Raw genomic sequence first — 18,563 nt, 5'->3', positions numbered from 1 at the left:
TCAATAACTCCAGGTAAAGTTCTCGGAGGTGCTTTCTTCTTCAAAGAAGCTTTTGCGCTTCGAAAGTGCCTGCTTCATCAGGTCGTGCGAGGAAACGACACCTTTGAAGTTGAAGCGGTCGTACACCGCCACATGCCGCACGTTGTAACGCTCCATCAGCTGCATGCAATATTCCAGCGAATCGCCGGCGGTGGCAACCGGGAGGTAGGTGCTCATAAAATCCTTTACCGTTGCCTGTTCCAGCTCGCCCGAACGGTAAAGCAACTTCTCGGCAATATCATGCTCGGTAAGGATGCCCATAAAGCGGTCTTCATCAAGAACGATCAGGTAGTCGACATTCTCGCAATGCATCTGGTGTAAGGCTTCGGTAATCCGGCGACGCGATGAGGTCGTGTTGAACTGGGGATACTTGTGACGGAGCACATCTGCTACTCTTTCCATGGTTAAGGGTTTAAAGGGTTGCCCCCTGGGTGTTCGGTGAAGCGGGTGACGTATGGCCCGGTAAAATTAAAACCATTTGTTATACGAGCAGGGCTTTGTGTACCCGGCACACGCTGCCTTATTTCACCCGTACCCGCGGATCGACGATCCCGTAGAGTATGTCTGCAAGGATGTTGATAACTATGAAAAACGTGGCCGACAGCAGTACCGCGCCCATAACGATGGGGAAGTCGAGCTTTTCCAGCGCATCAACTGTTAGCTTTCCGATGCCCTGCCACCCGAAGATGTATTCGATAAAGAAGGCGCCCGCGAGCAGCTCGGCAAACCAGCCGGTAATGGCTGTGATGACCGGGTTCAGGGCATTGGGCAGGGCGTGCCGCCACAGCACGGCGCTACGGGATAGGCCCTTCGCATAGGCGGTACGGATATAATCCTGCTGCAGCACGTCGAGCAGGGCACTGCGGGTAAGCTGCGTGATGATGGCCAGTGGCCGAATGCCGAGCGTCAGTGCCGGAAGGATTAGATTTTGAAGTGTCAGCCGGCGCTGACCGTTCATATCAATGGCCGACCAGCTGCCGGTGAGCGATAGCCCGGTCCAGTCGCTGAGCACGAATCCAAACAGGTAGGCGATGATAATACCCATGAAAAAGGAAGGCGCCGATATGCCGAGGATGCTGGTAAAAATAGCGGTGCTGTCAACCCAGGAGCCCTTGCGCACCGCCGCCAGCATGCCGAGCGGAATCCCGATCAGTACGGCGATCAGCATGGCCGCCAGCGCCAGCAGCAAGGTGCCGGGCAGGGCCTGGAGCAGCATAGCACCTACGGGCCGTTTTGTCTGGTAGGAACGCCGCAGGTAAGGCGTCTTCAGCACCAGCACCCGCTCGCCGCCAAGGGCGATGCCGCCAACAGCGCGCTCTTTCCAGTCGGAGCGCCGGTAAAAGCTAACGGGTGAAATGTCGTTGAGGTAATGAAAAAACTGGCTGCTTTTGGGTTGATCCAGGTAAAGCTCCTTCCGGATCGCCGCTTCCGTAGCCGCGTTCCCGGTCTGGCCCATTACCAGGCGCGCGGGGTCGCCAAAGCCCTGGAAGAGGATAAACACGAGCAGCACCACGCCGAGCAGAACGAGGAGCCCGTAGAAAAGCTTTTTAAGGATGAACGTCAACAATGCTGTGGGGTTGAATAAAATCGAATATTGATCAGGGAATAATGAAAACTGAATTGGGCTTCCCTTCGAATTTCGGTGTTCTTAAATCGATATCGGATATAATTCAGATTTTACTGATTACCCGTTTCACACTTCCTATTGCAGTTTTGTCGCGGATCGTTCCTTTTTCGACGAGGTAAACGGTGGGGTTAGCGCGGGCCGCCGTGCGCACAGCGGTATTGTCGCAGCTGAGGATGACGACTTCGCTGAGTCCGGCACCATTGAAGAGCACGCGTCCCTTCGAGGCGTTGGCGGTGATGACAAAGAACGGCACATTGCGCCCGCGCGCCTGCCGGTAGAGCTCGCGCACATCGGGCAGCCAGTCGTTCAGGTTATCGAAATGCAGCACGAATACCAGTACCGCTTTCGGCTCGGCAAGCACCTGCGCGGTGACGTCAGTACCGGCAGCATCCTGCAGCACAAAACCCTTGATGGGCGCCTCTGCATTTCCCTTGCGCACCAGCTTGTCCTGGCGGTCTACAAATTTATAGGCCGTATCCGTTGGCAGGTTGCTCAGGTCGAAGTCGTACTGCTTCCCTCCTTTCTGGTAGATGAATTTCATGGCGAAGGAATCCGGGACGGCACCGGCGGGGATCTTCATGCCTTCGGGAATGTTCTTACCGATCTTATACGGGAGGCAATCGGCGGCCGGCAGGTGGCGAAGGAAATACCACTGGATACCGAAGCTGAAGATCACCGACAGCACAAGCACCAGCCGCCCGGCGCGCAGCGAAAACAATGGTTGGATGTAGCGTTGAAAAACAAGCAGCCAGATGATCAGCAGCAGCAGCGCAATGTCTTTGCCGAAAGAAGCAAGTGGCGGTATCGGCAGGCAGTCGCCGAAGCAACCGCAGCTGCGGAACTTTCCGGAGAGCGTTGCATAGGCCGTGAGAAAGGTGAAGAAGATGATCAGCAGCAGCAACCCGTTGAGCACCCAGCGGCGCCAGATGCCGAGCAGCAACGCAACACCCGCGATGATCTCCAGTGCGATCATGAAAATGGAAAGCGCCAGCGCATGGCCGTGCAGCCAGTTGAACAGCCCGATGAGCGCGCCTTTTGCAAAGAAGCTGCCCGCCGCCAGCGACGCGTTCCACACCTCGAAGAACTCCTCCATTTTATAGGCAAGCCCAAGGGGATCGTTGGCCTTTACCAGGCCCGACACGATAAACAGCACGCCCACAAGGACGCGGATGACGTTGGTGGCGATTCTCATGACGCAGTGTTCGGTTTTACGGTTCCATCAGGATAAGTGCAAAGAGCGCGTAGTTCAGGATATCGTGGTAGTTGGCGTCGATGCCCTCGCTGATCAAGGTCTGGCCTTTATTGGCAAGTATCTGCCTGATCCGGGCGAGCTTCATGAGGATAAGATCGACAAAGCTTTCCTGCGACATCGAGCGCCAGGCTTCGCCGTAGTCGTGGTTCTTATCCAGCATCAGCGCCTTTGCCGCGGCCGATTCCTTTTCATAAAGAGTTACCGCGCGGTCTGCCGCGAGCTCCTCGGCGGCGTCGTCGGGGAGCGACAGCTGGATGAGGCCGATGATGGCATAGTTGGCGATGCCGATGAATTCGCTCCGGATATCATCGCCGATCCGCTGCGCGCCTTTTTCCTGGATGGTGCGGATGCGCTGGGCCTTGATGAAGATCTGGTCCACAATCGAGATGGGGCGCAGCACGCGCCAGGCCGTTCCATAGTCACGGGTCTTTTTTGAAAAGATGTCGCGGCAACGCGCCAGGGCGGCATCGTATTCGGCACTGGTCTTCTGCACATTCGGCTCGGGGAGGTTCATCGGTTCTTTGCTACTTTAGCTTCAAAAGTAGGGAATCGCGTGTCGCTGGCAAACGACAGGCGGAGCCTGCCATTGCGAGCGAAGCGAAACAAACTCCTGTATTACGCAGCGTTTCCATTACCCCGGGAGAGCGCCCTATGAAGCTCTTTCGGCCACGATCGGTATTCAGGTCGGGGAGTTTGCTTCGCTACGCTCGCAATGTAGCCGGACGGCGTCGCCGTCCGGCTACAAACAAGCCTTCAGATTATGACGACAACTTTCTCCCTCAACTGCCGCGGACAACTCGTCGGGCTCAACGAACCCGGCGTGCTGGGTATTCTCAACGTCACGCCCGACTCTTTTTTTTCGGGCAGCCGGGTACAGCAGGAAGCGGAGCTCCTGCGCCGCGCCGAGCAGATGCTGCTGGAGGGCGCGTTGTTTCTCGATATTGGCGGGCAGAGCACAAGGCCCGGCAGCGTACGCGTTGATGCCGGCGAGGAGCTGGCGCGGGTGCTGCCCGCCATCGAAGCCATCCGGCGCAACTTCCCGCTCGCCCTGATCTCCATCGATACCTATTATGCGAAAGTGGCCCGCGCCGCGGTGGAAGCCGGCGCTGTGCTTGTCAACGATGTCAGTGGCGGCAGCATCGACGCCGAGCTCATCCCAACGGTGGCTGCGCTCAAGGTGCCCTATGTGCTGATGCACCTCAAAGGCGACCCGCAGACGATGCAGGCCGAGGCGCGCTACGACAACGTCGTAACCGAAGTGTTCGACGCCCTCAACCGCCGCCGCCGGGAATTGACGGAGGCCGGCATCAACGATATCATTATCGATCCCGGTTTTGGCTTTGCCAAAACCAGCGCGCATAATTTCCGGCTGCTGCAGCAGCTTTCGTTTTTTCACGAGCTCGGTTGCCCCTTGCTGGTAGGCATCTCCCGCAAGGCCACCGTTTACCGCACACTCGGCATCACGCCCGAGGAAGCGCTCAACGGCACTACAGTGCTGCACACGCTTGCCCTGCAACAGGGCGCGCAGCTTCTCCGCGTGCATGATGTGAAGGCCGCTAGGGAGGCGATCCGCTTGCATGCCGAGGTGTGCAACGCCGGCTAATAAAAAAGGGTGAACCAACGTTCACCCTTTTTTATTGATCATTTTGAAGCTTGCTTAGTGAGCCGGGGGCGGCGGGGGAACGGCCTGCGCACCACCTTTGGGTTGGATGCTGCGGGGCTCCACGTCGAACACCAGGATGGCGTTGGGACCGATGCCAGCCTGCGGAATGCCCTGTGCGCCGTAGGCCAGCGACGAGGGAATATAAACGCGGGCTTTGTCGCCTGCTTTCATCTGCAGCAGCGCGTCTTCAAAGCCACGCATCATCTGGCCTTCGCCCACGCGTACCATCAGCGGCTCGGTGTGGTGGAAGCTCGTATCCGTATTGGAATCGAAGGCTTTTCCTTCCATGGTACGGCCGGTGTAGTAAACGTTCACCAGGTCGCCGTTCTGCACGTGCGGACCCGAACCCGGCGTCAGCATCTGGATGTAGGCGCCGGCAGGTGTTTTGGTTGCCTGGATATTGTTTTGCTGGAAGAAAGCCTGCAGGGTCTGGGCGTCCTTCTGCAGTTGTGCCTGGATCGTCTTGTCGGTATTGAAGGAGTTCTCCCGCTCTTTGCGCTCGTCGAGACGCGCGGCTTCCTGGCTGGGATATACGTCCACGATGCGGAGCGTAGTGGTCAGCTTGCCGCCCTTCTTGAAGAACGGGGGCGCCCCCGCCGGGCTGCGGCGCAGGAAGGTATCCACTGCCTGAACGACTACGACACTGTCACCCTTGCGCAGCATGGGTACGATCTCGGAGATATCGTAAGGCTGGCTCTGGCTTGTATTGACGGGCATGTAGACCGGGCCGCCCGAAGTGCGGGTTGACTGCAACACGCTGTCTTTGCCGTTGTTGGTGATCTTAACGGTATAGTGGATCTTAACCACCTCGCCGGTGCGCAGGGTTGCGCCTTTCTTGTCGGAGTAAATCTTGTAAGGCAGTCCGCTCTTCGTCTTTTTAAAGTCGACGCGGTTGCAACCGGTGGCCAGCAGGCCGAGCAGTGCGGCGGAAAGGAAATTCTTGAATTGCATGTATCGATGTTTATTGTAAAACAGAACTGTTTTCGTTGATGGCTTCACGGAAGCGGCGCACGGTTTCGCTGAGCGAAAGGCTGTCGCGGCCGCCGGCGGCATTGAAATGTCCGCCCCCTTCAAAATAGCGGCGGGCAAAGGTATTGCAGTCGAACTCACCCTTGCTGCGGAAGGACCACTTGCGCTCTTCATCGCGGTCGATGCAAAGGCCAACGAGCTTGATGCCCTGGATCGACAACGGGTAGTTGACGAGGCCTTCCGTATCGCCGGTCTTGATGTCGAACTTGAGCAGGTCGGCCTTCGGGATGGAGATGAGCGCGGTGTTGAGTTCATAGATTACCTCCATCCGGTTCATCAGCACATGGCCAAGGAAGCGAAGGCGGTTTTCGAGGTAATTGTCATAAAGGGCTTCGTGAATCTTTGTATGATCGAGGCCGCGCTCTTTCAGGTAACCCACCATATGGTGCACGGAGGCGCCGGTAGATGAAAAACGGAACGACCCGGTATCGGCCACCACGCCGGCGTAGAGGCATTGCGCGGCATCGTCGTTGATCTTTTCCTGCAGCCCCGCTCCTACGATGAAGTCATACACCATTTCGCAGGTGGAGCTTTTCGAGGTGTCGGAAACACCATAGGTGAACATCGCTTCATCGGGCTCCTGGTGGTGGTCGATGAGGACCTTGACGCATTTCAGCGCCGTCAGCTTCGGGGCCATATTCTTGGTTCGGCCCATATGGTTGAAGTCGAGGCAAAAAAGCCAGTCGGCACTGTCGAGCCAGGCATCGGCGGCGGCACGGTGCAGCTCGTAATCGAGCACATCCTTCGCTCCCGGCATCCAGTCTACCCAGCGTGCCCAGTTGGTGGGCGAGATCACCTGCACGGTATGCCCCAGCTGTACCAGCACGTGGCGCAGACCGAGGGTAGAGCCCATGGCATCAGCATCGGGCTTCTGGTGCATAGTGATGGCGATGCGCCGGGCCGGGCCCGCGAGCAAGGGATATATTTCGGAGATGGCTTGCATAAAAGAGGGGCAAACCTACGCCATTTTAAGCAATAGGCGGGCGGCCATCCGGACGCCCGGCGCCCTATCAATATGCGCGGCTGTAGGTGACGCCCTCCCGCAACAGCGCCGGGCGGCCTTCCTCCACCCGGAAGCGAACGGGCAGGGTGTTCCATCTATCGAAGCCGGCGCTAAAGATGACCAGGTGCAGGTGGGGACCGCTGCTCCAGCCTACGTTTCCGCTGTAGGCGATCCGATCGCCCGTCTTCACTGAATCGCCCGGTTTTACGGTCGCACCGTTCTTGCGGATATGGGCATAGTGCGCAAAGGTGCCATCTGGGTGCAGGATGGTGATGTAGTTATTGTATTTCTTGCAATCGGCCGTAGCGCAGGAGCGGTCGTTCTCCTGCACGACCTGCACTACCGTTCCCTCCCGGACTGCCAGAATTTCCGTACCCTCGGGCATCGAAAAATCCAGCGCGTTTTCGCCGGCGTGCGAGAACACCCCGTTATACCCCTGGAAAATCTGGTAGGCGGCGTCTTTCGCATAAGGGAGATCGTATACATGGTCGCGGCTGCGGGCAGCCGGACTAACATCGCCCATCGCCGTAAAATAACGGTAGGCCATGCTCCAGCTTGTATTGGCCGACACCGGTGTCAGGACGCCGATACGGAATGAATCGGTGCGTGGCGGTGCTACAAACTGGCTGCGTCCTCCTTCGGAAAAGCGCAGGCCGGTATTGGAAAACTCATAACGGATAGAGACCGGGTACAACTCCGGGTTTGATACGTAAAGCGTATAGCCGCCATCGGGAAGCCGGGTATGATATACCTTCAATTGTTGTGCGGTTGCGGCACTGGCCTGCAAAAGAATCAGGAGCGCGAATGCTATTTTCATGCGGTTTGGTTGGTCCGCACAAATTACACGGTTGCTGCAACATTTCCCTCCCCTATTTTCCGGATGACCCGGGCCGGGTTGCCGGCTACGAATACATCGGCTGGAACGTCTCTTGTCACCACGCTGCCCGCGCCGATCACGCTGCGGTCGCCGATGGTTACACCGGGCAGGATGACGGCGCTTCCCCCGATCCACACGTCGTCCCCGATCGTTACCGGCGCACCTGATTCGAGGCCTTGCGCCCGCACGTGTGCCTCCATTGGATGCGTGGCGGTATAGATCTGGACGTTCGGACCAATCAGCGTACGGTTGCCAACGCTCACCGGCGCTACATCGAGCACGACGCAATTGAAATTGATGAATACGCCTTTGCCGATGCGGATATTGGTGCCGTAGTCGCAATAAAAAGGTGGCTGTATCTGCAGGTCGGGCGTCGCATGGGGTAACAGCTCGTGCAGCACCCGCAGGCGGAGGCCGGGCGTGTCTTCGGGGCATCCGTTCAGCTGGTGCAGCAGGAGGCGGCAGCGGGTACGCTCGGCTGTTAGCTCCTCGTCGGCGGCGTTGTTTAAAGCGCCGGACAACATTTTTTCTCGTTCGGTCATGTCCAATTGTCTTCAGGTGAAAAAGAAGCCCGCTGGCAGGCGGGCTTCAACAAGATATAGCTGCTTTGTTTACTGACCCACCGTTTTGATGAGCGTTCCGGCAGCGAGGTTATCGGTCAGCTGCATCCCGTTGAGGATGGCCAGCTCCTCGAGCCGCGCCTGGGGCACGCCAAAACCGGTGAGTGCCTGGCGGAGTGTGGTGGCGCTTCCTACCGTGCGCAGGCGCACGCGTTCCGGCTTGCGGTTGAGCTTGTTCGGATCGGTCAGTTGCCGGAAGCCTTCCATGACATTTGTAAACGTGCTCTGGTAGGTGGCAAAATTCTGCGAGGAAGTTGCACCGATCAGGTGATAGATCGCGCCGCCATACTGGATGAAATAATTCAGGGTACGGGTAACGGCGCCGGTTTGGCCTCCCTGGCTTGCCTGCGCTGCCTGGTCGGCTACGACAATGAGCGCCGGGTTTCCGTTTACCGTGCTGCTGCGCGACTCGCGCGACTCGAGCCCGAATTTCTGCAGCTGTTGCGTGGCGGCGGTGTTGAGATCATTGCCCGGGGCCAGGGTGAGCACCATCAGCGCGGACCCGTCCTGGGGCGCCATCTGGAATTGCGCCGGCGTGTTCTGGGTCTGCCAGCCCGAAGGCACAGGGAATTGAAACTTCAGGTCGGGGTGGTAAAAGGCGCCCGCTTCCACAAATCCCTGGCGCGGGTCGGCACCGTAGGTAATGCCTTCGATGCGGCGCAGGTAAGAGTCGCGGTTCACCAGGAGGCCGGAAGTTTTGCCGGTTTTCTGCTGCCACTGCTCGGCCAGCTGGCTCACCGTTACAAAGCGGTCGCCCGGGTCGGGGTGGGTACTCAGGAAGGGCGGAAGCGTGGAGCCGCCGTGGGACTGCGTTTCGCGCTGGAGGGTTTGAAAAAATGCCGCCATGTGCTTCGCATCGTATCCCATTTTGGTGCTGTATTCCACGCCGAGCTCATCGGCCTGGCGCTCGTCGTCGCGGCTGAACTTCAGCATGAGCAGGCCCAGGCCCTGGGAGGCGGTCTGCGCCACCTGCCCCAGGTTCGGGTTCACGATCACCGTTGCCAGCACACCGGCCTGGCCGAGGATCTGGTTGCGCTGCTGGATCACGGAGTGGCGCGCGGTTACGTGGCCGGTTTCGTGGCCCAGGACGCCCTCCATCTGGGCTTCGTCGTTGAAATAGGCCATGATGCCGCGGGTAAAATATACGTAGCCGCCGGGGGTGGCAAAGGCGTTGATCACGTCGGAGTCGAGGATCTTGTAGCTCCACTGCAGGCCGGGGCGATGGCTCTGGGCAGCCAGGGCGAGGCCGTGCTCGCGGAAATAGCGCTGCAGGGCCGAATCGGGATAAAGCCCGAACTGGGCTACTACTTCGGGGTCGGCGGCGGCGCCTTGCTGGATCTCCGAGGCTTCCGAGGTGAAAACAACCTGCTTTTTGCCCGTCACGGGGTTGCGGGCGCAGGAGTTGGCAAGGGCCAGCGAAAGGGCTACACCGCCGTAAAGAAAGATTCTTTTCATGTTGTCGTCTATTAAGTGATAACGGTACAGGTACCCGCGGCTAAAAAATTGGGCCGCGGCTGTCCGGGCCCCGTTGCCGGGTGGCATAAGGCAGGGACGGCTTATATTTGAGTCATAACCTACTGCTAATGAGAAAAGTGCTTTTCCTCCTGATGCTGCTGACCGGCACCATCGGAGCCTTCGGCCGCACGATTTATGTAAAAAGCGCGGCAACCGGCAATAATAAGGGCAGCAGCTGGCTTCATGCCTACCGCCTGCTTGATTCGGCCTACCGGGTGGCGGTTTCCGGCGACACCATCCGCGTGGCGGAGGGTACCTACAAACCACAAACAAGATACTTCCTGGTGAGCGGTGTGGTGACACTCGGCGGATATGCCAACGACAGCACCAAGGTGCGCGACTGGCGGCGCTACCGCAGCATCCTCAGCGGAGAAACGGGCGGGCCGGCACTTTACGATAACTTACCGGAGATCATGCAAGGGTCGGGGCTCAATGCGGCAACCGTATTGGACGGCCTCTTTTTCACAAGCACCTACGTGCAATCTGCCGGCGTTTTCCAGGGCGCGCTGGTACTCACCGGCGGCAGCCAGGTTCAGCTGCGCAACCTTGTGTTTACAGGCAATTCAGCTGCGTATTACCTCGCCGCCACCGGCGCCCTTTCAATCGATAGCAGCACGCCCGCTATCGACAACTGCATTTTTCATGCAAACGGGAGCTCATCAAAAGGTGTGATCTGGCTGCGCAACAGCAGCGCCCTGATCCGCAATACCGTATTTGCACAGAACGGAAACGGCGATTCCACGAGCTCGGTTCAGGTTACCGGGGGCAGCGCCCGCCTGTTGCATTGCACCTGGTTCCGGAATTTCGGAATAACGGCGGTGGCGGCCACCAACGGCGCCTCGGTGCAGGTTACCAATTCGATCTTCTACGAAAATATTGCCCGCCCCTATTACGGTAACGAGCCCGTTACGCCCGACTCGCTCGAGGTAGGTGCGTGGGGTGGTACGATCAATGTCGCCAACAGCATCACCCAGAATAATAAGATCGGCAGCGGGCTGTTGCCGGCTGCCAATCCCCGCTTCCGCGATACTACAAACCTGCCTGGGGCCGACGGTTTCTGGGGAACGGCCGACGACGGCCTCCAGCTCACCAACCGCTGTTCCCCGGCCCTAAACGCGGGCGATAATGCGCTGACAGATCTCCCGATTCAGGACATCACCGGTGCCCCGCGCCGCTACAATGCCGGTGTGGCCGATATGGGCGCTTATGAATTCCAGGGCGCACCGGCGCCGGCCAGCCGCGTAGCGTATGTTAACGCGGCAGCCACCGGCCTCAACGACGGCAGCAGCTGGGCAAATGCGTACACTTCGCTTCAGGACGCCCTAGGCGATTGTGCCGATACACTTAAAGTGGCGGCCGGCACCTACACCCCGCACCAAAACGATATCTACGCCTCCTTTTTCCTCGGTCGCGGACGGGTGTTGTTAGGGGGCTACCCGGCCACCGGAAACCCAACTGATGCGCAACGTAACCCCGGTGCGCTGGAGACCCGCCTCTCCGGTACCCTCAGCAACGGGCAAATAAGCCGCCGCATCGTTACGTCCCGCGGCACCGACAGCACAACGGTGATCGACGGCGCGCGGATCGAGGGCTCCGGTTATTATTCCGGCAGCCTGCAACATGGCGGACTTTACCTGACCCAGGGTGCTTCACCCCTCGTGCGCAACTGCCGTATCATCAATAACGTGCACGCCGTTGCCGCCTACCACGACGCCCGACCGTATTTCTACAATTGCCTCATCGACAGCAGCACCGATGTTGGCTGCTACTTCGACAACTCCGAACCCCGCTTTGTGCGCTGCCGCTTCGTCGAAAACACCACGGTGCTCAACACGGGCGCACAGCCGCAGAACGGCGGCGCTATTTATAACCAGGCAAGCCGCGGCACCTATGACTCCTGCCTGTTTACCCACAACCGCGCTGACACCTATGGAGGTGCTTTCTATAACCGTCTCAGCAATATCCGGATCAGCAACTGCACCTTTTTAGGAAACGAGGGCAAAAGCCAGGCACCGGACCTATTCAATGAAGAATCGGTAGTGCAGGTACGCAATTGCACCTTCACAGGTGAGAGCATCAATTTCTTCAACACCATTATGACCGGGCATGCCGGCTCCGTATTCAACCTGCGCAGCACCGCTACTTTCCTCGATTGCCGCTTCATGGGAACACGCGCCCGCTATTCCGGGGGAGCCATTTACAACGACGGGTCGCAGGCGGTCTTCACCCGCTGCTCCTTCGACAGCTGCCAGGCGCGGTACGGTACGGGGGCCGTCTTTGCCAACGTCAACGGCAGCGACCTCACGGTGACGCAGGGCGTCGGCATCCGCAACTGGGGCGCCGAGGGAACCTTTCTCTCCAACTCCAACAGCCGCGCGCAGCTACTCAACTGCACGCTGATCGGCAATAACTTCCTGGAGCGCGAAACCAATACCACCAACACCTCCTTCGCCGTAATCAGTAATACGGACACGGGCAGGGTGGTGATCCGTAACTCCCTCTTCTGGGGTAATTTCTTCTCTTACGTACCGGGTCCCTACCCCGAGATCTCTAATACCAGCACGGCTTCGGGCGCGCTCGTACTGGAAAACAGCATAACCCAGCGTTTCCGCAACGGGGGCAGCGGCAACCTCGTGGGCATCCCGCCGCGGCTCGTCGACATCAACGTCCCGGCGGGTGCCGACGGCCTGCTGGGGACCGCCGACGATGGCCTCCGCCCCTCGCGCTGCTCTCCTGCCGTCAATGCCGGGGCGGCGCTCAGCCCGGTGGAAGCCACGGACATAACGGGCGCACCGCGTCTCGTCGGCGCCATCGACATCGGCGCCTACGAAGTGCCGCAAAGCCCATTACCCGTAGTGAATACCGTGTATGTGAATGCGGCGGCAACCGGCGCCAACAACGGCAGCAGCTGGGCCAATGCCTACCGCTCGCTGAGCGCCGCTATCGCCGACGCCTGCGCCGACAGCATCAAGGTAGCCGCCGGCACCTATAAGCCGGCTGTTGCCAGCCGCGACAGCGCCTTCACGCCGCGGCCCATGAGCGTGCTGCTGGGCGGCTACCCGGCCACCGGCGCCCCTACCGATGCGCAGCGCGACCCGGCCGCCTATGCCACCATACTCAGCGGCGAGCTGGGCAACCCCTTCGACTCTTCCGACAACGCCCGCCGCGTAGTGCGCATCAAGGATGCCGACACCCTCGTGGTATTCGACGGCTTTGTGGTGGAAAGCGCCTGCAACCTGAACAGCAGCTCGTACGAAGGCTCGATGGGCGGCGGCATGAGCATCGACAATTCGATCGTAGACGTTCGAAACGCGATCTTCAGGAATAACATCGCCAGCCGCGGGGCCGGCATCGCCGTTTTCCGCGGGCGCGCCGCCGTGCGACGCTGCCAGTTCCTGAACAACTACAGCAACGGCAGCGGCGGTGGCCTCTACATCGAGAACAACACGATTGATCCGGGCGACAAGCTGGAGCACCTCGTATTTTTCAACAACCGCGCGGATTACCAGGGCGGCGGTCTCTGGCTGTCGTCAAAGCGCGACATCGACAACGTTGTTTTTTATGGAAACTCCTCCTGGAAAGGCGGCGGCCTTTATGTAGCGGCCGGCGCCGTGCGGGTACGCCATTGCGACTTCATCCGCAACCGTTGCGACGAGCTGCTGGGTGCAGGCATCTACAACGGATCCAACAGCCTCACCTCGCCCGAGCTGTATAACAACGTCTTTTTCGGCAACTTCGCCTTCAACGATCCCACTGTCACCACTTACCTGGGCGTGGACATCTTCGACAATGCCTGCCCGCAATACTATGGTTGCAACCGTACCAATGTCCGTTTCAACCGGATCCAATCCTTCCAGGTGGTGTATGAAAATTCGAACGTGGCGATGCAACCCCTGTTTCGCAATGTGGACAACCCGGCCGGGCCGGACGGGAAATGGATGACAGACGACGACGGGCTGCAACTGCTCCCCTGCTCGGCCATGATCAACTACAACCTTGCCTCCGGCACCAGCGGCATCACGCAGGATCTGCTTGGCAATGCCCGGATCAGCGGCGTTGCCGCCGACCTGGGTGCCTACGAGTTCAGCGGAAATCAGACGACGGTTGCCCCCTCTGTCACGGTTGGCTATATCGGCTGTCCGTCGGCCGCGCTGCGCTTTTACGCCAACATCACCAACGGCGGCACCAACCCGCAGGTAGCCTGGTTCATCAACGGTGCGGCGGCCGGCTCGGGCAACCCGATCACGCTCAGCAATGTGCCGCTGAATGCGCAGGTTCATGCCGTGATTACGTCGGATGCGCCCTGCGCATTACCGGCAACGGCCCAGGCGCCGCCGGTGACGGTCAACTGCACCGGCACGGCCGTGCCGGCGATCTCCGGCAGCGGGTGGGCCCAGGTGTTTCCCAGCCCGGCGCGGAGCTACTTCGAGGTACGCCTCCAGCTGCCGCTAACGCAGCCGGTGCGGTTTATGCTCCGCAATGCGGCGGGCCAGCTGCAGTTGCAAACCGGGCCGCAACGCGTGTCGGGCAGCTTCTCACGCAGCTTCGCCACCACCGGCCTCGCCCCGGGTGTCTATTTCCTCGAGACGACGATCGGGACGAAAACCTATACCGACCGGGTGCTGGTACTTCATTAAGCGACGGACGCCAAGAGGAAGTTCCCCTATCTTTGCGCCCCAAAAGCAAGCAACAATGAGCAACAGAACTTTTACGATGATCAAGCCGGACGCCATGCGCAACGGCCACGCCGGTGCCATTCTCGACCAGATCATCAAGGCGGGTTTCCGCATCGTAGCCCTGAAGCAAACCAAGCTGAGCCTCGACAAGGCCGGTGAATTCTATGCCGTTCACAAGGAGCGTCCCTTCTACGGTGAGCTGACCCAGTTCATGAGCAGCGGGGTGATCATCGCCGCCATCCTCGAGAAGGACAATGCGGTAGCTGATTTCCGCACCCTCATCGGCGCCACCAATCCGGCCCAGGCCGAGGAAGGCACCATCCGCAAGAAGTTCGCCACCTCGCTCGGAGAGAACGCCGTACACGGCTCCGACTCCGACGAAAACGCCAAGATCGAAGGCGACTTCTTCTTCTCGGGCCTCGAGCAGTTCTAAGAATCTTTCGATCTCGGATCTCTGATCTCGGATCTTTTGATACCAACGCAAAAAGGATCGCTAAGCGATCCTTTTTGCATTTGATGACTTAGATCAGAGATCCGAGATTCCTACAGCGTTTTCTCCATTTTGCGGAGCATGTTATTCGCTACCGGCTCAACCGTGTAACCGGCAGCACGGAGCAACCGGATGAGGCCTTTGTCTCCCGGCAGGTGGCCAGCGCCTACCGCTACGAGCACCGAAGATTCGGGCATGAGCCGCTGCAGCTGCTGCACCCAGTTAGCGTTGCGGCGAAACAGCAGCAGGTCGTTGTAGCTGTCCATACCGGCGCCGTCGCGGCGGGTAATACCTTCGAGCTTATCAAGGCGCTGGAGCAGGTAGGCCTGCATCATTTCCTCGAACTCCTTGCGGCTGTCGCCCTTGCCATAGTTGCGTACATAGTCGATCAGCTGGCGGGCCTGCAACGCGTAGGGAATAGAATCGAAAATGCTCATCTGGAAGGACATGGTCTCAAGTCCTTTGATATCGCGTCCCTGCTCTTTGGCCTCAGCCATGATAAGCTGCTCCATGCTGATCGGGTTGGGACAATCCATATCGGCTTCCATGAGTGCGGACGCGGCCAGCATGGGCTTGAACTTCTCCAGCATCGCAAACGGGATCATATTGTCCTTATCGCTGAAAAAACTGCGCACCGAATCGTATTGCGGGCGCGGGAGCAGGTCGGCCAGCGTTGTATCGCCGTTCATTTTCATACGGCCCATGACGCCGGAGAGCTCCTGAACATTTTCCATATCCAGTTCGAGGTACACCTGGCTGGTCGATGCGATCGCTGCGCGCAGCGAATCACTCAGGTCGATCTGCTGGGCGCAGAGCAGGTGCATGGTTCCGAAAAGATACGAGGGCTGCTGGAGCCCGTTGCCGGAGATCCGCCACAGGAGCGTGTTTTCGTCGACTGCCGGAATCTTCTGTGCTGCAGATACTTTTTGTAACGCCGGTGTTTTCTGCGCCGCCCGTTTTTGTGCCGATACGCTTCCCACTCCCACCAGGAGCAGTAAGGCGAGAAAGATGTTTTTCATGATCGCGTGGTTAATCGGGCAGGCACAACCGAAAAGCGGCTCTGTGAATTTCCCCGGATTGCGGAAAGGACTGTCCTGTCGTATGTAGTTCAATCGGCATGCCGGAATCGTGAGGCGTCAGCTGCTTCGATTCACGACGCCACCGCCTCTTCGCCATAGATCTGTGCCTTATAGCGCAGCGAGGGCGATGGCAGGAACGGCCCGATGTTCAGGGCTTCCCACTTGGCGTCAACCGCCGCGATGGTGGCATCGTCGGCCACAATGATATTGGGCCAGTCGCGCTGAAAACCGTCATGCTCCCGGGTTTTGCGGGTGCCGTCGAGGCCCATGCAGGCCGTTAGCTTTCCGGGCTGCTGTGCCGAAGGGCCTTCGTAAAGCACCATATCGCGGCGCGGGTCGAGGTTGTTGCAGAACCGCCAGAGCGCGAGGCCCAGGTCGGCCGGGTCCACGTTGTGCTCCACGTAAAGGATCATCTTGATGCCCTCCAGCCGGGGACGTGCCGCAAGCTGCTGGTGCAGACCGCGCAGGTGCCCGGGGCGTTCTTTTTTCATGGCCACGATGAGTACCGGGATCCCTGCTTCAACCAGTGTGCTGTTCACCGCTTTTACCTCGGGAAAATCATTCGGGATAAACGACAGGTCGCCGGGGGTACCGAAGTAATACCGGTCGTCGGTTTCCTCGTCGTGCTTGGCGGTGCCGTCGAGGCACATCTTGCCGCCGAAGCCGAGCTTGCTGCAGCTATGGTCGAGCACATCCATCGGGCCCTGCGAAAAGGCGATATCGGTGGCCGGGTTGAGGTTGCGGAACGTGTATTGGGCCAGCGCCTTGTAGTCCTGTATCGAAACACCCTGGTCGGCGAGCACGAGGATCTTGTTGAACATCATCTGGCCCGCGCCCCACATGGCGTTCATGACCTTGAGACCCTGGCCGGCGTAATCCTTTTTGATCTGCGCGATCACCAGGTTGTGCGCCACGCCCTCCACCGGCATGTCCATATCGAGGATCTCCGGGATGAGGGTCATCTTCATCGGCGCGAGGAAGATGCGCTCCGAAGCCTTGATCAGCCAGGCATCTTCCTGTGGCGGGATGCCGACGATGGTCGCCGGATATATCGCATTTTTACGATGAGTGATCGCGGTAATATGAAAGCGCGGGTACCAGTCGGGCAGCGAGTAATAGCCCGTGTGGTCACCGAAAGGTCCTTCCCAGATCAGCTCCTCCGCGGGATCTACGTAGCCTTCGATCACGATGTCGGCATCGGCAGGCACTTCGATATCGGGCTGGGTGATGCACCGTACGAGTTCCACCTTCTTTTTGCGGAGAAAGCCGGCAAGCATGTATTCGTCCACGTTATCCGGCAGCGGCGCCGTGGCGCTGTAGGCATAAGCGGGATCACCGCCAAGGGCCACGGCCACCGGCATCTTTTTACCCAGCTGCCTGTATTCGTTGAAGTGACGCGCCGACACCTTGTGCTTGTGCCAGTGCATGCCGGTGAGGCGGGGTTCAAATACCTGCATCCGGTACATGCCCACATTGCGGATACCGGTGCCCGGGTCTTTGGTATGGATAACCGGCAGCGTTACAAAGGGGCCACCGTCCTTGGGCCAGCAGGTAATGACCGGCAGCTTCGTGATGTCCGGGTTATCGGTGATCACCACCTCCTGGCATTCTCCGCGACCCGAGCGCACCCTGGGCATCCAGTTGGCAAACTGACCCAGCATCGGCAGCATCCGGAGCTTGTCCATGATGCCTTCCTTGGGTGTCGACAACGCCTTGAACAGGCGCTCGATCTCGTGGGCAACATCATCGAGTTTTTGCACACCGAGTGCGAGGCATACGCGGCGCTCCGAGCCGTAGGCGTTCATCAGCACCGGGAAATCGTAGCCCGTGTTCTCGAAGAGCAATGCCTTTCCACCACCCGGTTCTTTCGACATGCGGTCGGTGATCTCGGCGATCTCGAGCTTCGGGTTTACGTAAGTCTTTATCCGGAGAAGCTCGCCTTCCTTTTCAAGAAGATCGATGAATTGCTGGAGGTTCTTGTATGCCATGTGAGGTGCAAAGGTAAAAACAGGGCAGGGAGTAAAAAGTTTAAGAAAGTAAAAGAAGCGTTTTGAACCGCAAAGAATAGAAGGGACTAAGGGTTACGCTAAGTTTTATTGTTTAATGTGTCGCAAAGAGTATGCTCAATAAAGTGTGTCAATTTAAAACTGATTAAATTGATATACGATGGAAAAGAAATCATTTGATTTTGATGCTTTTGTAAAGGAGGCTGGTGAGCAGCTTCGCTCCGGCAAGCCTTTAGTTGGAGCGGAAGGTGTTTTTACGCCGCTTTTAAAGCGCGTTATTGAAGCTTCTTTAGAAGGTGAGATGGACGAGCACCTTAAGGAGAAGAAAAGGCCGGGCGGCAACCGGCGCAACGGCCACACACAAAAAAATATACAAAGCTCGTTGGGCGGCTTTGATATTTTTTCTCCCCGCGACCGCGACGCCTCCTTCGAGCCACAGACAGTGGCCAAGCGTCAGCGGGTCATCTCCGAGGATATGGACCAGAAGATCCTGAGCCTGTATGGCATGGGCCTGTCTTATTCAGACATTCAGAAGCACCTGAAGGAGATTTATGACTTCGACATCTCGGATGGCACGCTGACGGCCATTACCGACCGGATCATCCCGGCGATCAAGGAGTGGCAGAACCGGGTACTGGAGAGCGTTTACCCGGTGGTGTGGCTCGATGCCATCCACTTCAAAGTCCG

General features: G+C 58.7%; 15 protein-coding genes. 4 read left to right on the top strand and 11 right to left on the bottom strand.

Annotated elements, in window-relative coordinates; translation table 11 throughout:
• The 4 genes from EPD60_RS00720 to EPD60_RS00705 all read right to left on the bottom strand — a co-directional run bounded on the left by EPD60_RS00720 (window position 1) and on the right by EPD60_RS00705 (window position 3,432).
• Window positions 1–441: a CBS domain-containing protein gene (locus tag EPD60_RS00720; protein WP_131445773.1), complete on the bottom strand. Its 441-nt coding sequence runs from the start codon at window positions 439–441 to the stop codon at window positions 1–3.
• Window positions 442–559: 118 nt separating this feature from the next.
• Entirely contained in the window at window positions 560–1,606 is a 1,047-nt protein-coding gene (locus EPD60_RS00715) for an ABC transporter permease (RefSeq protein ID WP_131445770.1), read from the bottom strand.
• A gap of 103 nt (window positions 1,607–1,709) precedes the next feature.
• Entirely contained in the window at window positions 1,710–2,858 is a 1,149-nt protein-coding gene (locus EPD60_RS00710; protein WP_131445767.1) for a BT_3928 family protein, read from the bottom strand.
• A gap of 16 nt (window positions 2,859–2,874) precedes the next feature.
• Window positions 2,875–3,432 carry a DUF1599 domain-containing protein gene (locus EPD60_RS00705; RefSeq protein WP_243647734.1) on the bottom strand — a complete coding sequence of 186 codons (558 nt, stop codon included), beginning with the start codon at window positions 3,430–3,432 and terminating at the stop codon, window positions 2,875–2,877.
• A 246-nt stretch (window positions 3,433–3,678) separates the two neighbouring features.
• Between EPD60_RS00705 and folP the strand changes: the two genes are divergently transcribed.
• Window positions 3,679–4,521, top strand: a complete 843-nt coding sequence (gene folP / locus EPD60_RS00700; protein WP_131445764.1) for a dihydropteroate synthase — start codon at window positions 3,679–3,681, stop codon at window positions 4,519–4,521.
• Window positions 4,522–4,575: 54 nt separating this feature from the next.
• Here the strand turns inward: folP and EPD60_RS00695 are convergent, their stop codons facing one another.
• The 5 genes from EPD60_RS00695 to EPD60_RS00675 form a co-directional block, all read right to left on the bottom strand.
• The gene (locus tag EPD60_RS00695; RefSeq protein WP_165871354.1) at window positions 4,576–5,532 is read right to left on the bottom strand and encodes an FKBP-type peptidyl-prolyl cis-trans isomerase; all 957 of its coding nucleotides are present in this window, start codon (window positions 5,530–5,532) and stop codon (window positions 4,576–4,578) included.
• Between the two features lie 10 nt (window positions 5,533–5,542).
• Window positions 5,543–6,553 (bottom strand): DHH family phosphoesterase, encoded by a 1,011-nt coding sequence (locus EPD60_RS00690; protein WP_131445759.1) that lies wholly within the window; start codon window positions 6,551–6,553, stop codon window positions 5,543–5,545.
• A 67-nt stretch (window positions 6,554–6,620) separates the two neighbouring features.
• On the bottom strand, window positions 6,621–7,430 hold the full coding sequence (locus EPD60_RS00685; RefSeq protein ID WP_131445756.1) for a M23 family metallopeptidase: 810 nt from the start codon (window positions 7,428–7,430) through the stop codon (window positions 6,621–6,623).
• Between the two features lie 23 nt (window positions 7,431–7,453).
• On the bottom strand, window positions 7,454–8,032 hold the full coding sequence (locus EPD60_RS00680) for a sugar O-acetyltransferase (protein ID WP_131445752.1): 579 nt from the start codon (window positions 8,030–8,032) through the stop codon (window positions 7,454–7,456).
• Window positions 8,033–8,101: 69 nt separating this feature from the next.
• Window positions 8,102–9,565, bottom strand: coding sequence for a M48 family metalloprotease (locus EPD60_RS00675; protein ID WP_131445749.1), 1,464 nt, complete (start codon window positions 9,563–9,565; stop codon window positions 8,102–8,104).
• A 128-nt stretch (window positions 9,566–9,693) separates the two neighbouring features.
• Between EPD60_RS00675 and EPD60_RS00670 the strand changes: the two genes are divergently transcribed.
• Complete coding sequence (locus tag EPD60_RS00670; RefSeq protein WP_131445746.1) at window positions 9,694–14,262, top strand: choice-of-anchor Q domain-containing protein; 4,569 nt, start codon at window positions 9,694–9,696, stop codon at window positions 14,260–14,262.
• A 55-nt stretch (window positions 14,263–14,317) separates the two neighbouring features.
• On the top strand, window positions 14,318–14,734 hold the full coding sequence (locus EPD60_RS00665) for a nucleoside-diphosphate kinase (RefSeq protein ID WP_131445743.1): 417 nt from the start codon (window positions 14,318–14,320) through the stop codon (window positions 14,732–14,734).
• Between the two features lie 110 nt (window positions 14,735–14,844).
• On the opposite strand, the gene EPD60_RS00660 is transcribed toward EPD60_RS00665, so the two are convergent.
• Both EPD60_RS00660 and EPD60_RS00655 read right to left on the bottom strand, forming a co-directional pair.
• On the bottom strand, window positions 14,845–15,810 hold the full coding sequence (locus EPD60_RS00660; RefSeq protein WP_131445740.1) for a TraB/GumN family protein: 966 nt from the start codon (window positions 15,808–15,810) through the stop codon (window positions 14,845–14,847).
• A 131-nt stretch (window positions 15,811–15,941) separates the two neighbouring features.
• Entirely contained in the window at window positions 15,942–17,858 is a 1,917-nt protein-coding gene (locus EPD60_RS00655; RefSeq protein WP_131445737.1) for a menaquinone biosynthesis decarboxylase, read from the bottom strand.
• A gap of 178 nt (window positions 17,859–18,036) precedes the next feature.
• On the opposite strand from EPD60_RS00655, the gene EPD60_RS00650 reads away from it, so the two are divergent.
• Window positions 18,037–18,563, top strand: a 527-nt coding sequence (locus EPD60_RS00650) for a transposase (RefSeq protein ID WP_207896510.1), incomplete at its 3' end; no start/stop codon positions are given.

It is taken from the genome of Flaviaestuariibacter flavus (assembly GCF_004337505.1).
In the GTDB taxonomy this organism is placed as follows: domain Bacteria; phylum Bacteroidota; class Bacteroidia; order Chitinophagales; family Chitinophagaceae; genus Flavisolibacter; species Flavisolibacter flavus.
The sequence above is the reverse complement of the archived record's forward strand: the minus strand, read 5'-3'. Positions and strand labels throughout refer to the sequence as shown.

Coding starts and splice junctions, on each gene's coding strand:
- EPD60_RS00720 (WP_131445773.1), bottom strand. CDS start 441: ATGGAAAGAGTAGCAGATGTGCTCCGTCACAAGTATCCCCAGTTCAAC.
- EPD60_RS00710 (WP_131445767.1), bottom strand. CDS start 2,858: ATGAGAATCGCCACCAACGTCATCCGCGTCCTTGTGGGCGTGCTGTTT.
- EPD60_RS00705 (WP_243647734.1), bottom strand. CDS start 3,432: ATGAACCTCCCCGAGCCGAATGTGCAGAAGACCAGTGCCGAATACGAT.
- folP (WP_131445764.1), top strand. CDS start 3,679: ATGACGACAACTTTCTCCCTCAACTGCCGCGGACAACTCGTCGGGCTC.
- EPD60_RS00695 (WP_165871354.1), bottom strand. CDS start 5,532: ATGCAATTCAAGAATTTCCTTTCCGCCGCACTGCTCGGCCTGCTGGCC.
- EPD60_RS00690 (WP_131445759.1), bottom strand. CDS start 6,553: ATGCAAGCCATCTCCGAAATATATCCCTTGCTCGCGGGCCCGGCCCGG.
- EPD60_RS00685 (WP_131445756.1), bottom strand. CDS start 7,430: ATGAAAATAGCATTCGCGCTCCTGATTCTTTTGCAGGCCAGTGCCGCA.
- EPD60_RS00680 (WP_131445752.1), bottom strand. CDS start 8,032: ATGACCGAACGAGAAAAAATGTTGTCCGGCGCTTTAAACAACGCCGCC.
- EPD60_RS00675 (WP_131445749.1), bottom strand. CDS start 9,565: ATGAAAAGAATCTTTCTTTACGGCGGTGTAGCCCTTTCGCTGGCCCTT.
- EPD60_RS00670 (WP_131445746.1), top strand. CDS start 9,694: ATGAGAAAAGTGCTTTTCCTCCTGATGCTGCTGACCGGCACCATCGGA.
- EPD60_RS00665 (WP_131445743.1), top strand. CDS start 14,318: ATGAGCAACAGAACTTTTACGATGATCAAGCCGGACGCCATGCGCAAC.
- EPD60_RS00660 (WP_131445740.1), bottom strand. CDS start 15,810: ATGAAAAACATCTTTCTCGCCTTACTGCTCCTGGTGGGAGTGGGAAGC.
- EPD60_RS00655 (WP_131445737.1), bottom strand. CDS start 17,858: ATGGCATACAAGAACCTCCAGCAATTCATCGATCTTCTTGAAAAGGAA.